Below are 13,851 nucleotides of genomic sequence, written 5' to 3' on the forward strand. Positions count from 1 at the left end.
AAGTGAGGGATTCCTAAGTAAAGAGTTCTATCGAACTCTAATTGATTAGGCTAACCCCGCAGTCCTTGCGGTTAGAAGCCTTATCGCTTCATTCTTTATATTGATACTTGCGTTAATATCCCTATCATGGTGTGTACGACAAGAAGGGCAGTCCCATTCACGTAGGTTTAGATTTTTAACGTCTTTATTTTGATATCCACAACAAGAACATAATTGGCTGGAAGGAAATGTTTTCGATACGACAATGACTTGTTTTCCATACCATTTTGCTTTATATTCCAACATTGTTCGAAATTGTGACCATGATACCTCACTAATTGCTTTTGCTAACTTATGATTCTTTAACATATTCGATACTTGCAAATCCTCTATACCGATAACATCGTGATTTTTGATGATTTCAGTTGAGATTTTGTGCAAGTAATCTTTCCTAGCATTTGATATGTATTCATGAATTCTAGCTACCTTTACTCGTTGTTTATTCCAGCGAGAAGATCCTTTCATTCTTCTAGAAAGAACACGCTGCGCTTTCGCCACCTTATCTTCTAATAATCGAAAAAACTTCGGATTTTTATAGGGTTTACCATCTGACAAAATAGCGAAATCTTTTAGTCCTACATCTATTCCAATGTAAGAATGTGTTTTCGGAAGTTCTTGTACTTCTGTTTCAACTAATAGTGACACAAAATATCTGCCAGAAGGGTTTCGTCTAACAGTCGCATTTACAATACGTCCCTTTACTTCGCGGCTTTTGGCAAATCGAACAAGGCCTAGTTTCGGCAACTTTATTTTGTTCCCTATAACGGCAATGTTTTCATTTGTTTGTTTTGTGGTGTAAGATTGTACGTTATTCTTCTTGGATTTGAAACGCGGGGCACTATTTTGTTTTTTGAAAAATCGTGTATATGCATCCGCAAGGTTGCGAACAGACGACTGAATCGCAATACTATCCACTTCTTTGAGCCAAACAAACTCTTTCTTCATGGCAGGAAGTTTGGCAGAGCATGTACCATATGTTAAACCTCTTCCAGTCTCTTTGTATACGTGATCCCATAGGGATAGGAAATGATTGAATACAAAGCGAGAACAACCTATCGTTTTGTTAATTAGAATTGCTTGTGCTTGATTTGGATAGATACGAAACTTAAAGGCTTTATTAATTATCATTTAATTCACCTCCATTTCAGTATATGACTATTATATACCAAACGTACATTCGATAGGTAGTGGAGTAAAACTTTCTGTAAGTCGAACAATTAAGATGGCTTCCTGCCATCCCTTGTTCGAAGCCAATTCATCTCCCACCTACTCACTCGGCTGTGACCCTTCACGCTCCTTGAGGAAGGAGTCTTCTTGGCTAAAATGATAAAAACATAATAAAAAAGAGTGCGATTAAGATATGCACTCCTTCAAAAGAATTTACCACTCTCGATGGTCACCGTGATCATGATTACGATCGCGTTCATGATCACGTCTACGACGACACTCATCACAATCGCAGTCACGTCTACAATGACAGTTGTTAAAATCGTTTCTTCTGCGTCTACGACCACATCCGCAAAATACTAAATCATCCCAAAATCTATTACAATCTCGAGAATGTCCAAAATTATTATTCCATCCCATAGATATGATTCCCTCCTCTAAAAATTGAATTCATCATATTCTATGATTAAAAGTTAGAAATGGTTTGTTTACTAGTCTATGTTTCAGACTAATAATATTTCAATTTGCAAGTCTATCTGACCCCTTATCTTTCCTTAACAACAAACAAGACGCCACCCAGATTACGGCAGCGCCTACGATAATTGCTATAAACTTAATCAAACTTATTTATCCTCACTTTATTTATTCCTTTGTTTCCATACCCCATTCTCTTTACGATAAGTATTCTTGCCATCCATGAAGTCAGCTGTATTACCCGGAATGCTATATTTCTTATTCTTTTTCTTAGCCTTCTTCTTCAGTCTCTTCTCTTTTTGAATAACTTGCAAATCTGCCTTCCATTGTTTCAACAAATCCTTTTCACGTCGCATCGAATTTGTACCCCTTGGATTAAAATGTGAACTAAATAATTAGATTCTACCTATTTATATAGAATCCTTTAATCCAAATGTCCATTTTATTCTACCCCTCGTTTAATATGTACCAATTTATGTTTTTCCTTCTATATAGGCCAACGATATATTATAATACTTTATATCCCCAAGGAGGTTTACCATGCTTAATTTCCATAAAATATTTCCCGTCTTAGGATTCTTTTGGTTTTTATACAGTTTTATTGGTCTCATATTTTTATTACTATTCCTTAGCGTATCGTAACAATGCGTATACATGTATGCTTAATGTGTAATTTCTATATAACAAAGAAAAAAGCACCCGTTATGGATGCTTTTGATTACTTATGCGCTTAATTTTCCAGTAATCTCTTCTGCTGTTAAATCGTATTGTTATTCCTCACTGTCTATAAAAATAATTAGTTCGTTAAGTTTCAATATGTAATATTGTATACTCTTTACTTTCAATTTCCATACATGCAATAATTTATTTATAAAAATACAAAATATTAGTTAGGATGATTTATATAAACAAATTTCGGAAGAAGATAATTAAATCCTTACAAACTTCTTGGGGATGCTTAGCATTTGGTGTATTAATGTTTACTATCTTCTTAATTATAGATCTAACAGATACACCTTTAAATACATTAAGTTGGAGAGATTGGCTAGGTTCTTCAGTAGGTGCAGCCATTGTATCTGTAGGAATGTTTACTTTAAGTAACTTGAATTTAAAATGATTTTTCCGTCAATACTATATGTAGGCTGTATGTCAAATCTCATTTGAAGTAATTTTCTTTGTATCTCCTTGTATAGAGCAGTTAACTTTTGCTAACTGCTCTTTTACTCGTGACCATTATTGACAAGCTATCATATAATGTAGTCATGCCTCTCTTAAAATTAAATTCGTCACTTGAATTATAAAAATGGGATTAAACCCTATAACCTTTTCAAGAATCATCCATATTTTATTCCTGAAAAAGTGCTTTATTTTACTGAAAGGTGGTTGCGGAAACAACTGCCTTTTTGTTTATGACAAAAGGATTATTTTTTTCAAATGTTTACTACTAATAACTAATAAATATCTTATAATTGTTATATACGAAACAATTTGTTTAGGAGCAGATAAAATGCCAGTTACACTAGAACTTATTCTTTTTATTCTTATAGCAATTAGTGCTGTTGGCTATTTGATAAAAGAATCTCAAAAAACTAAGAAAAGAACACTTGGAATTTCACTAGAACTTTTAGTTCTTTTCTGGTCAATATGGAGAATATCGACTATTATAATCCAAATTTCGGAATATAATCTCTCGTGAATAAAACTCAATATTCCGTCAATACTTTATATGACATTAGATTTTCTCCTTGTTCCCCCTTGGAGAACCGAGCAGTTAGCTTTTGCTGGCTGCTCTTTGTCTGTAAAAATACACTCAATTAACAAGAAACGCATATAATATTCTGTGTTCCTTTCTTTATAAAATAAAGTAGTCTTCACAAAATGGATCTCGTCACGAGAGCACTTAATAAAGTGCTCTTTTTTGGTTTTAAAATAAACAAAATGAAATTTTTATTTATTTTTCTTTCATATATAATATTTTAATATTTGTTTATGATATAGTTGTAACTTTTGTACAACATATATCTATATCCAGTGAAACTTCTAAAATTGTACAACCGAGCAATTAGCTACTTTAGCTAGCTACCTTGTTATGTAAAATAAAGCATTTATAAAAAGCTTTCTCAACACCCAATTAATGGAATTTAATTGCCTTTTATGGTAATATGTTGGTAATCCCATAAAAATCTATCGTTCCATTAACAGGACCCGTTCCCCCTAATCGGGTCCTGTTAAATGTTCTCTATTAAAATGGTGTTTTGGTTCGACTATCGTCTTTACTTCCCCACGTCCTACAATTCAATATGCAATATTACATATTTAGTATATCAAATTTATAAACATGTAATAATTGCTTTATACAATGTTTATAATTATTATCGAAAGGAGAATACTACATGTCTTTCTTTTCGTGGTCTCCTCTTATTTTCTTAACAGTTGTTGCAATCATCATTTCTATTAAAAAGAATAAGAAACAATAGCTTTAAATAGTTACAATAAGTTATTTTTAGGAGGTGTAGTTATGTCATTTGCAGCATGGAGTGCAATTTTTATGACTTTAATCGGAGCAATGTCAGGATTAATATTTGGTACAATTTCTTCTAAAAGAAGTAAAAATATCAACTAAAAACCTACTAATAAAAATAAATTTTTATTTTAGTGACAGCTGATACAATCTTAATATTCCAGCTGTCATTTTCTATTCAAATAACTATTTTTTCACTTTTTTGATACATTTATGAAACATTTATATGTTATCTTCAGTAGATTCTTTTCTTTTCATAAATTGTGTGAATTATACCCACACAAGAAGCTCTAGATCCCTAAATCTAGGGCTCCTTCGTTTAAATAAATATTTTTTTAATTCGATGTATAGACAACTATATATTTAAATGTTAAAATGTTATTGTGATTCCCGCATGGTTTCACATACGACTTTTTTTCTTCGGTTATGGGGTTCTTACGTAATAGTAAGAGCCATTTTTTTATTCCAATAAGTTTTTTGTTAAAAATTTACACACACGTACTTTTCGATATATAATTAAATTATAAATATATTAGGATTGTTAAGTATGTTAGGAACAATAATGATTTTGTTATATATTTGTTTCGGAATGAGTGTCGTTTTTAGCTTAATAAGGGAATTTCGAAAACCACAGAAAAACCAGTTCTTAATTTTAGTTGATTCTTTAATTTTGCTAGGAGCTCTATTCCTAGTAGGTAGTATCTTCATCTAAATTAATAGCTACGTAACTTGGCACCATTAAGATTTCTTTACCGCATACACTACATTTAGGATTTCCATATGCAGAAATCCCTTTAATAATTTCAATTTCTAATAAATCCATGTCTGTGTTATCAAATACTTCAATCACATGTAAAAGTTACGTAAAGATTGCTATGATTTAATCCTTCCACCCCAGAAACGTTATATAATGAAATTGCAAACATTAGGTTTTTACCTTTCTGTACGACATAATTCTATGCTAAGAGCAAATCCTAGCTTTTTTATTTCACCCTCCGTTGATCCGAAGACCAGATTCCCTCTTTCAATTACATTAGCTTGCATGCTAGTCTCTTTAGGGAATTCAATGTAATCAACAAGTACACTATCCTCCCCTCTAAGACCACTATCCTCAGTTCCAAGAATTACGAGTCATACCACTACGCGGGCGTAGCTGCAATTCATATCCTGGTGGAATCTCCAAAGCTAATCCCATTTGTACAACCTTTGTTTGGCCTGGCCATATAATCGTGTCCTCTGCTGCTACAAAATCAAAACCAGCACCACCAGACTTTGCATATCTTGGTAACTCCACATCTTTTATAGATTTTCCGAACGGGAAAGCCCACTACGGTGCGATAGTACCCACTTTAGGAATGGGATGAGAGTGAGGTCAAATGCGATGTACAAATAAAACACCGAAGGTACGTTCTCTACATCAAGAATTTGAAATGGTATCATTTTCATAATAGACAAGTAAAAGTCTCTAAAACAATCTTGTTCTCTGAAAACAGAATACATATGAGGCTGGAGTAACAAATTCTTCTACTCCGTAAAAGGTATTGAGTCGTCAAGCATAAGAAGCTAAAACACATTTGAGAACTCACAATCTGACTCGTTTGGTAATAGAATGAGTGCCGTATCTGCTATATGCACTGGATACGGATTGGTGATGGCACACCGCAATCTTGCACGTCAGCGATAGTAGAAATAGACTTCGCCTTTGGTAGTAAGAATCCCACTGACATTAGTCAGCTTGTGGCTTTAGCCGTGGGAGTGTCAATTACCTCCCTTTGCTTTGATTAATAATTGAGTCACTTCGTAAACACCATGTTGTATTTCCATCATTCTTGATACACTCCTTTAATTAGATTCCACAATTCTTGTTCAGTCATCTCATAAAGTTGTCGACCTGTCTTTTCTTCTTTATAAATTCCTTTTTGTAGTAAAACATCGATATAGATTTGTTTCCTGTCCATGTTGCCTCCTAGCTGCTTTTCTTCTTAGGTCTCCTTATAGGTGTAGTTGCTGCCCTTTGTGGACTCCATCCTCCTTTTAATACTCTTTTACTAAATGTGCTATATGAAATACCGTTCTCTTCAGCTAAATTGACCATATCTTCCATTGTTGCTCTTAATTTCTTTACAGGCTTTTTTGCTGCTTCCTCTGGTGACATCCCTTTATAAACACGAGTTAAAAATGTCTTCTTTTTAACCCCATTTTCTAATGCTATCCTTAACCACTTTTGTTCCCTAAATTGATATTTCCGAGGCGGTGTATTAATTGCCTTACTAACATCCCATCCCATTTGATACACCCTACGATATAACATGTTATAGCCAATGCCGTTCTTCTCGGCTGCTTGATAATCTTCCTTTTCTAGCCATCTATTTATCATCATGGCGCTATGCCTCCTAATCCAAATTCATAATCTCCTCTAAAGTTCTATCTGAAATATGGGTGGTAATGATTTGTATATTCCCGTATTTCTTTTTAGCCATTTCTATAGCTGCGCCCCCGGACTTCGCGTCAAACCAACGAAGCTTCCATTTCTCGTCTTTATCGTAAAACTCTACTGAATACGTCATAATGCTATTACGTTTCAAAAACTTATCCGCTGTACTTGTTGCAGTATAATCAAAACTTCCGACTACATCCTCTAGTGTTAGTTGTTTCATGCTCCTAACCCCATTGGGCGAGATTTGATTTTGTTCTTATCTGCCTGATCCATGATTAATGCGGCGATTTCTAGTTGATACCTTCCTAGCTCTTTTGCTATTTCGAGAATACCTTTATCCTCATCCCACATTTTTCTTAATTGAATCACTTCACTTTCATCAAACACTAAGTCTAATTCTTCTAAAGCGATATATAAGTTACGACGCAATTTCTTCATGTACCTTTCCTGTTGCAACGCCATTATGTAATTCTCCTTTTCCAAATCCGTTCCAAGTCGTGACATCCCATTTCCCCTCCAGTTGTAATTGGTGAATTTCCCTTAGCTCCGCCATAACGGCATGACGTCTTCTATCCACTTCTTCAGGACTGCGATTCCCTGCTTCGCAAATACAAGGTGCAAATTGAAAGCATCCATTACCCATATCGTTCTTAATTACTCCCGTTCCGTTACATGCACACATTTTAATTCCCCCTTTAAAAATGATAATGTCTTTCTTCTGTAATACTTTGTTTCTTTGAAAGTAATCGTTCTGAAGTTATTGAGAATCCGCGATACAATCCGTTCATAATACGCACCCTCTAAACACACTCCTGTAAGGCTTGTTGTAAATATAGTAGATTGAACCTTACTATTTTGTTTGATCTATTTTTAACTTGTTGTAATTCCTTTTTATAAGTAACCCTTGCTTCTCAAGTTTGTTTATTATCCTTCGTAATGTAGCAGAAGACCATAAAGGAAATTACTTAAGCCATTCATCGTAACTGTTATAGCCTTCATTGAAATACTTTAATATATTTACCAATAATGAACTTGTTGTAAAAATATCGCTTCATTTAATCCAATCGTTTTATTAATCCTAATAAAACGATTGACGGTTGTTAATGTATAAGTAATTTACTCATTTAGTTCACTTTCTTCATCCAACACTCATAACTCACATTGTCCTCCATGCCAGTAAACCGAACCTTTTCTCTCCCTCTGAACTTACCTTCATGATAAAAGGTTCTTTCTGCCCTATATATTCGTTTAATTGGCGTTACATAGTCATAACCTCGTTTTTCTAAATCACGAACTGCTATTAACATCTCCTTCATAGACCCACGCCTTACAGGTATCTTAAACATCACGCATTCGCCCTTTCGCATACTGCTATGTTGCCTTTAACCCACTTTGTTGATTTCTTAAGTGCTTCTTCTGCTTGTTTTAATGTCAATTCGCCAATTTCTTTAATACTTAATTGTCCTTTAATCCTGTCTTCATCTACTTTTCGACGAGTAGCTAATTTTTTATGTTTAATTTAATTGCACTAACTTGTTGAGCATTAATTATTTCCTCTTGGATTTCTAGTAAATCTTCACCCGCATAAATTTATAAACCTAATCCGTGAATTGCAATTGCTTTTACTAAGCACCGCTGGATACTCGTGTTAATGTCAAAGCTGTTACGCTCTGCAATTGGCTTGTTTTGATTGTTTAGTAGTGGGTGACTTTGACTTAGTGATTTTCTTGTACAGTTAATTCCCCCCCTACAAAGTAACCACAATCTGTTTTGAGGTAAGGCCCTCCATTAAATCGTTTTACTTCCCATATTGCTGTTGGATCTACTTTTTAACTGCCCATGATAAGTAGTTAAAACGCCCTTTCTTTTCAACATGTTCCGCGCAATCTATTTAAGCTAATTTATAAAAGTAGTTTTCAGTTGTCATATGAATTTCCCCTTTTTAAAATGGTGCTATTTCCGTTTGTTTACTAGTTTCATAGACTTGCATAAGTGCTTGTAATCCATATTCGTAAGCTACAACCATTGATGCAGCGTTAGGCTCTTTGCTTTGCTTATATCGTTCAACCAAATTCATTAAAATTTGAATTTCAGCTTCAATTTTGGTTTGTAGTCCCACCTTATTCACCTGCCACTTTCTCTGTAGAATGAGACATTACATATTGCGTAATGCACTCTGTTTCTGCGTGTAAGTAATCACCACCAAAATCTAAGTAACTTTCACCGAAGTATATTTCTCCATTGCAACCTTCACATTCTTCAATAAAGTCTCTTGCTGATGAGTCATGATAATTACCGTAAGTAATTGGATTTTCAATCATATTTCATTCCTCCTTATTTACTGAGAGAAAACGTATGTTATAATACATGTAGCTAATTTTAGGGAATATTTTCTCTACAACGCTCGTTGCCATCGAGCGTTTTTTCATTTTTAACGAACTCCCCGAAAGAATTCTCCTTCCTCAAGCGTGTGAAGGGCGTATCCCAACGGTAGGTAGGAGATGAATTTCGGTTTGGCATAGCCAAAAACTTTTGATAAACTTGCTATATAAAGCTCTTCGATAACTTGATATATGAGGTTGCAGGAAGAAAATAGAGTGCGAAAACCAAGCCATTCGGTTCCCGCGTAAAATATCAACCGTACCAAAAGAGCGTCCAAGCGTTGGACATCTAGGGGTGGAACACCCCGAAGTAACGCTCAGGGAGACGAAAGGTTACTTTCGTCGTGGAACTGAGAAGCTCCCACTTCAAGCTTTGCTAAGTGGCGAGTAGTTCACTAGATAACTACCTAACAATCTGTTAAAATTTAGTTACCGATATGTGTAACAACTGGTCTGTGCTTCTGTACGGGCTTTTTTGATGCTTTCAGGCATCATAATACTCAGGAACCAGTCTATTAGGTAGGGCACCCTATTAGATTACCGAATATTACGAAAAGCAAGAGCTTGTCGTATTCACTCTATAAAAACGCTATTACAAACATAATCCCTTTTGGCTCCTATGGATTATCAACTTTTTTCATAATTTTTATCTTTGTTTTTTTATATTCATAATTTCGTAACATCTTTATATAATGTTTTAATAGATTTTATGTTAAACTTATAACATTCCAAGAAGTCCTTTACTTTTAGAATCGACAATTCTTCAATACCCTTAGTCTTGCCCTACATCCCCTGTAGGGCTTTTATCATTAGCTAGGGTGGTTATACCTCAACCTTATCTGTTCTGTTATGCACAACTCTAGTTCTTAAATTCCTTATGATCCACAAGATTTTCTTTTGTTCATATTCATCACGCTGCTGCTTATTCGTCATCTTGTTACTATCCCATTTTTTGTCCCAGACATCTATTCATTCGGTGTACCAGGTATTCCAATAAACATATTACTGACGATACTATTACCAGTGATAATGTGCTTTCCTCCATCATTTACATCGCTGCCCTATCGATTTCTGGAATAATTCCGCGTTTCGTTAGTATTTCATGAATAAATCTGTACTCATTGTAAACACTCCTCATAATTTTTTTAATAACAAAGCAAATCAATCATCTTCTCTGTTTTCTTAGAAATTTTTTTATAATAAAGAAAAGCTGATGGATAAAACCTCCATCAGCTTTTCTATTTCTTGCTATTCAATTAGAAGCTAACTGTCGCTGCTTCCTCTCCTGAATTAATCATTCGTTGTTCAATCTTTCCTAGCAGTTCCTTTATCTTACTTGAATAAAGTTTAACTGCTTTCGTAGATTGAGCATTCTTAAGCTCTTCTGTCCATTCTGCTAAATCTTCCTTTTCTTGATCATCTAGATAATCAAAAACTTCCTTTCGAGACATGGGGCTCACCTCAACTTAACTCTTTGTATTTGGCCGTTACATAACCAAATCTCCTCATCTCTCTATTTCTATTTATAACAGATTACTCCTCCTTTATTCCTTATTCTTTTTTTCGAGTTCGGTCAATTTCTTTGAAATAGACTGAAGCTCGTCAGTTTTTACTTGTTCCGTCGCCAAACGATTGTGCAGCAGGAAAGCTTGCCCTGAAATCCCAGCAAGAATACTCACCTTAAGAATATCCATCATTGTTTCAGGGTTAAACATTGCAACACCAACGAGTGAAGCAATACTGCCTACAAACATCTCTCCCAAGAAACCCGGGTGAAATGCAAGCTTGCTCTTACGAGGCAACAAAAACTTTTTGTTTGTGATGTAATGACTAGCCAATCCTGAGACCATACCAGCCACAACTGACACAATTACTGTAACCAACATAATATGCACCCCTTTTCGAAAAACTTTTGACATTGCAGCAGCAGTTTCTATTTAATAATTAGTTCCTATGACATAGCATCACCCCTTTCAGGCAAAAACAAATAACCTTCCAGGAAAATGAATTGTTTACACAATGAAATAAAGTAACATAAAGTTCCTTTTTGTGTAATTTCATTAACCCGAAAGGCTATAAGTAGTTAGTGATATAAAAAAGAAAAATAAAAAAATGCAACTAAATTATATCACAATGAAGTTTTTTATCTTTAAATTCAGATAATTTATTCTGTTATTTAACTTTCTCAAGTTAACAAATCAGATTCTTTGATACCTTTACACTAATAATTCGAAAGCCTGATTATTATTTATTTTTTCAATCTGCCATCAATTATGCTGTAGATTACACTACAACTTTGATGAATACAGAATTCCAGTATCTCAAATGCTACCTTTTTATCCTCTACATTTTCAAAGTTACATAAATTTATTATTCTAGTTCCTGTGATTTCGCCTAAATTAGTATGATTTTCAAACAATTCAGGTCTCATATAATCCTCAGCTGCGACTATTGATTCAAGTTGAAAGTTCTGATTCAATAATTCTTTAACTGAGAATGACTCTTTACGTATAAACTTTAGAACTTCCGCTAAATCAATAGGTACCATTATAACGGCCACTTTTTTATAATTTTCATAGCCGATATATCCACCCTTCATAGAAAATAAAAAAGACAAGGAATTAATCCTCGTCTTTTTCATAACCGCAGTCATTTTTTTCTTCATATTCTATTACCATAACCAAAAGCGATTGGCCTTGTTCACGTTCCATGAACCCGTTTGGTGTTATTTTTTTAACCATTTTCCCGTAATTTGCACAATACTTCAAAAAGCTATTCACTTCTTCATCAATTCTTAATGCATCAGCAATAACAGTTCTAATTTGCAACATAATAAATCCCTCCAAGTAATTTTTTATTTTAAATATGTAATTTCAGAAATTCGAAATCCATCTATTTCTGGTACATATTTAAATTCCAGAATTAAGTCGTTTTGTTTTACCAAAAACAATCCTTTTTTTACTTTTGTAACAGTTCTTGGTTCTTCATAATTAAATAGACTTGGTTTACTTTTATAAGTAACTTTGTAATTCTTATTTGTACTAAAATAGTCTGATGTAAATTCATCAGCTAATTCTGCAGTTGTTACATGATTTCCTAAAAACATTTCTATTTCTTTTTTGTTTTGATAAATAGTTAAGTGACCGTTCTTATCAATATCATCAAATATTAATTTGAATTGCCCACCTAAGTCATTAATCACATTTTGTGATAATTCATCTTCAAACAAATAATCGTATTGAATCTTTTGTTTCAAATCTTCTACTTTGATTGGAGTTAAAGCATCAGTTTGAGGTTCATCCTTTATAAAGGTGTTATAAAAAACAAACATCATAGCTAAAACGCCTAACACTAAAAATAATCTTTTGATCTTCATAAAATCTTCATCCTTTCACAATGTGATGTTCTCCAAAAAAACGCAAAAAAGCCCTTTTCGGAGTTATATTTAAAAAGAAAGTAAAAGTAAAAAACTTAAACTATCTTTGAAAATCGAAACCCCGAAAGGGCTATAGTAGTTATGGATATAAAAAATTGAAATTAAAAAAAGGTATACTTAATTTTAACAAATTACACCTTTAAAAACAACAATCTTCAGAATATTTAATCCATTGAATTTATGTTATGATGAATATTATAAACCCTCAGAATGGAGTTTGATTTACAATTGAAAAAACGTCTAATTTCTGTTTTTCCAATATTAATATTTATAATTGGCGTTACCTTACTTTTACTAAGACAGTTCGTTTTTTTTCCATATAAGGTTTCTGGAGTCTCTATGGAAAATACCTTATTTAATAATGACAAGGTTTTAATTAATCATCTCACCCATTCAATAGACGATCTGCAAAGATTTGATATAGTTGTTGTTAATTCCCCCCTAGAAAACACTTCTAATAAAAAAACAATTATAAAAAGAGTAGTTGGTTTACCTGGAGATAGAATAGAATATAAATCACAGATGCTTTATATAAATGGACTTCAGGTAAAAGATGCATACTCAAAAGGTAAAACAGCTGATTTTTCATTGAAAAATATTTATGGTTTCGAAAGGGTTCCAAATAATACAATTTTTGTATTAGGGGATAATCGTGAAGAAAGCTTAGACAGTAGATTTAAAGAAATAGGATTTATATCTTTGAATGATATTGAAGGTAAGGTAATTTTACGCTATAAACCATTAAATAAATTTATGAAATTTTAATACAATTAATTAAACATATAAAAAAGGTCCAACTGTAGGAAAGTCGGACCTTTTTAAAATATGATTTTGATTAGTTAAGTTCGACTGATAAAAAACTTATAGATGAACCTTCTAAAATCTTCGCTATTATAGATTTCTGCTAAAATCTTATTTAGCTACACCATTAAAATTTGATGCAAGTAATCCATTATCCTGCTCTTTAGAAGTTGTTCCTGCAGTTTTCTGTTCTGGTTTTTGTTCGGGTTTCTGCTCTGGCTTTTCTTTCTCAAGAACTATAACATTTACTGTTTCAGTTGAGCTATTTCCTACCTTATCGGTTGCCGTTACTTGAACTGATATTGTACCCGGCTTACTTGTATCATACACTCCCACTGTTACTACTGGGTTTGGATCTTTATTATCTTTTACACTCACTAAACTTTCTGGACTTAATTTATCTCCAACATGTACGGTTACACCTTGTTTCACTGTTATTACTGGTGCTTCCGTATCCTTCTCCTCTTCCTTTTCTACTACTTTTACTGTTACCGTTACAGTTGAGCTGTTACCCGTATTATCAGTTGCCGTTACTTGAACTGATATTGTACCCGGTTTACTTGTATCGTACACTCCCACTGTTACTACTGGGTTT

20 protein-coding genes and 4 pseudogenes are annotated in these 13,851 nt (G+C 33.5%); 3 read left to right on the forward strand and 21 right to left on the reverse strand.

The features are described 5' to 3' along the window. Positions 1-45 precede the first annotated feature (45 nt). The 3 genes from tnpB to BUA87_RS07430 form a co-directional block, all read right to left on the reverse strand. Positions 46-1,167, reverse strand: a complete 1,122-nt coding sequence (gene tnpB, locus BUA87_RS07420) for an IS200/IS605 family element RNA-guided endonuclease TnpB (RefSeq protein ID WP_071715082.1) — start codon at positions 1,165-1,167, stop codon at positions 46-48. Between the two features lie 252 nt (positions 1,168-1,419). Next, complete coding sequence (locus tag BUA87_RS07425) at positions 1,420-1,626, reverse strand: hypothetical protein (RefSeq protein WP_002094308.1); 207 nt, start codon at positions 1,624-1,626, stop codon at positions 1,420-1,422. A 218-nt stretch (positions 1,627-1,844) separates the two neighbouring features. Then, the gene (locus tag BUA87_RS07430; RefSeq protein WP_001250605.1) at positions 1,845-2,036 is read right to left on the reverse strand and encodes a hypothetical protein; all 192 of its coding nucleotides are present in this window, start codon (positions 2,034-2,036) and stop codon (positions 1,845-1,847) included. A gap of 539 nt (positions 2,037-2,575) precedes the next feature. Between BUA87_RS07430 and BUA87_RS07440 the strand changes: the two genes are divergently transcribed. After that, positions 2,576-2,797 carry a hypothetical protein gene (locus tag BUA87_RS07440; protein WP_170925800.1) on the forward strand — a complete coding sequence of 74 codons (222 nt, stop codon included), beginning with the start codon at positions 2,576-2,578 and terminating at the stop codon, positions 2,795-2,797. Positions 2,798-3,187: 390 nt separating this feature from the next. After that, positions 3,188-3,376: a hypothetical protein gene (locus BUA87_RS07450; protein WP_001145518.1), complete on the forward strand. Its 189-nt coding sequence runs from the start codon at positions 3,188-3,190 to the stop codon at positions 3,374-3,376. A gap of 1,842 nt (positions 3,377-5,218) precedes the next feature. On the opposite strand, the pseudogene BUA87_RS07455 reads toward BUA87_RS07450, so the two are convergent. The 17 genes and pseudogenes from BUA87_RS07455 to BUA87_RS07535 all read right to left on the reverse strand — a co-directional run. After that, positions 5,219-5,504, reverse strand: a pseudogene (locus BUA87_RS07455) (deoxyuridine 5'-triphosphate nucleotidohydrolase); the annotation flags it as partial. 520 nt (positions 5,505-6,024) lie between these two features. After that, a complete protein-coding gene (locus BUA87_RS07465) occupies positions 6,025-6,159 on the reverse strand; it encodes a Fur-regulated basic protein FbpA (protein WP_000375383.1) in 135 nt (44 codons plus the stop codon). A gap of 8 nt (positions 6,160-6,167) precedes the next feature. After that, positions 6,168-6,581: a hypothetical protein gene (locus tag BUA87_RS07470; protein WP_072938953.1), complete on the reverse strand. Its 414-nt coding sequence runs from the start codon at positions 6,579-6,581 to the stop codon at positions 6,168-6,170. Positions 6,582-6,594: 13 nt separating this feature from the next. Beyond that, entirely contained in the window at positions 6,595-6,858 is a 264-nt protein-coding gene (locus BUA87_RS07475) for a hypothetical protein (RefSeq protein WP_000811969.1), read from the reverse strand. Beyond that, the gene (locus tag BUA87_RS07480) at positions 6,855-7,142 is read right to left on the reverse strand and encodes a helix-turn-helix domain containing protein (RefSeq protein WP_072938957.1); all 288 of its coding nucleotides are present in this window, start codon (positions 7,140-7,142) and stop codon (positions 6,855-6,857) included. The genes BUA87_RS07475 and BUA87_RS07480 overlap by 4 nt, the downstream gene beginning before the upstream one ends. Beyond that, positions 7,057-7,320 (reverse strand): hypothetical protein, encoded by a 264-nt coding sequence (locus tag BUA87_RS07485; RefSeq protein ID WP_000332349.1) that lies wholly within the window; start codon positions 7,318-7,320, stop codon positions 7,057-7,059. The genes BUA87_RS07480 and BUA87_RS07485 overlap by 86 nt, the downstream gene beginning before the upstream one ends. Next, positions 7,293-7,487: pseudogene (locus tag BUA87_RS31680) on the reverse strand (hypothetical protein); the annotation flags it as partial. The pseudogene BUA87_RS31680 and the gene BUA87_RS07485, both read right to left, overlap by 28 nt. A 1-nt stretch (position 7,488) precedes the next feature. Further along, positions 7,489-7,566 (reverse strand): hypothetical protein, encoded by a 78-nt coding sequence (locus BUA87_RS31685; protein ID WP_109102930.1) that lies wholly within the window; start codon positions 7,564-7,566, stop codon positions 7,489-7,491. A gap of 196 nt (positions 7,567-7,762) precedes the next feature. Then, positions 7,763-7,984, reverse strand: a complete 222-nt coding sequence (locus BUA87_RS07495) for a hypothetical protein (RefSeq protein WP_000472844.1) — start codon at positions 7,982-7,984, stop codon at positions 7,763-7,765. Then, positions 7,984-8,529 (reverse strand): annotated as a pseudogene (locus BUA87_RS07500) (DUF1071 domain-containing protein). The gene BUA87_RS07495 and the pseudogene BUA87_RS07500 overlap by 1 nt, the downstream one beginning before the upstream one ends. Before the next feature lie 51 nt (positions 8,530-8,580). After that, complete coding sequence (locus tag BUA87_RS31235) at positions 8,581-8,757, reverse strand: hypothetical protein (RefSeq protein WP_176548802.1); 177 nt, start codon at positions 8,755-8,757, stop codon at positions 8,581-8,583. Between the two features lies 1 nt (position 8,758). Beyond that, positions 8,759-8,959 (reverse strand): hypothetical protein, encoded by a 201-nt coding sequence (locus tag BUA87_RS07505; protein WP_000572102.1) that lies wholly within the window; start codon positions 8,957-8,959, stop codon positions 8,759-8,761. 1,316 nt (positions 8,960-10,275) lie between these two features. After that, positions 10,276-10,470, reverse strand: a complete 195-nt coding sequence (locus tag BUA87_RS07515) for a hypothetical protein (protein ID WP_000087400.1) — start codon at positions 10,468-10,470, stop codon at positions 10,276-10,278. Between the two features lie 93 nt (positions 10,471-10,563). Beyond that, on the reverse strand, positions 10,564-10,905 hold the full coding sequence (locus tag BUA87_RS07520; protein ID WP_025118342.1) for a DUF4257 domain-containing protein: 342 nt from the start codon (positions 10,903-10,905) through the stop codon (positions 10,564-10,566). A gap of 362 nt (positions 10,906-11,267) precedes the next feature. Beyond that, positions 11,268-11,636, reverse strand: a complete 369-nt coding sequence (locus BUA87_RS07525) for a hypothetical protein (RefSeq protein WP_072938963.1) — start codon at positions 11,634-11,636, stop codon at positions 11,268-11,270. A 4-nt stretch (positions 11,637-11,640) separates the two neighbouring features. Next, positions 11,641-11,850 carry a hypothetical protein gene (locus BUA87_RS07530; protein ID WP_071715084.1) on the reverse strand — a complete coding sequence of 70 codons (210 nt, stop codon included), beginning with the start codon at positions 11,848-11,850 and terminating at the stop codon, positions 11,641-11,643. Positions 11,851-11,873: 23 nt separating this feature from the next. Further along, a complete protein-coding gene (locus tag BUA87_RS07535; protein WP_050845170.1) occupies positions 11,874-12,395 on the reverse strand; it encodes a hypothetical protein in 522 nt (173 codons plus the stop codon). Positions 12,396-12,683: 288 nt separating this feature from the next. On the opposite strand from BUA87_RS07535, the gene lepB reads away from it, so the two are divergent. Further along, a complete protein-coding gene (gene lepB / locus BUA87_RS07540) occupies positions 12,684-13,220 on the forward strand; it encodes a signal peptidase I (protein ID WP_033657584.1) in 537 nt (178 codons plus the stop codon). A gap of 147 nt (positions 13,221-13,367) precedes the next feature. Here the strand turns inward: lepB and BUA87_RS07545 are convergent. Then, a pseudogene (locus BUA87_RS07545) lies at positions 13,368-13,851 on the reverse strand (adhesin); the annotation flags it as partial.

The sequence above is a fragment of the Bacillus sp. bc15 genome (assembly GCF_900142585.1).
Lineage (GTDB): Bacteria > Bacillota > Bacilli > Bacillales > Bacillaceae_G > Bacillus_A > Bacillus_A cereus.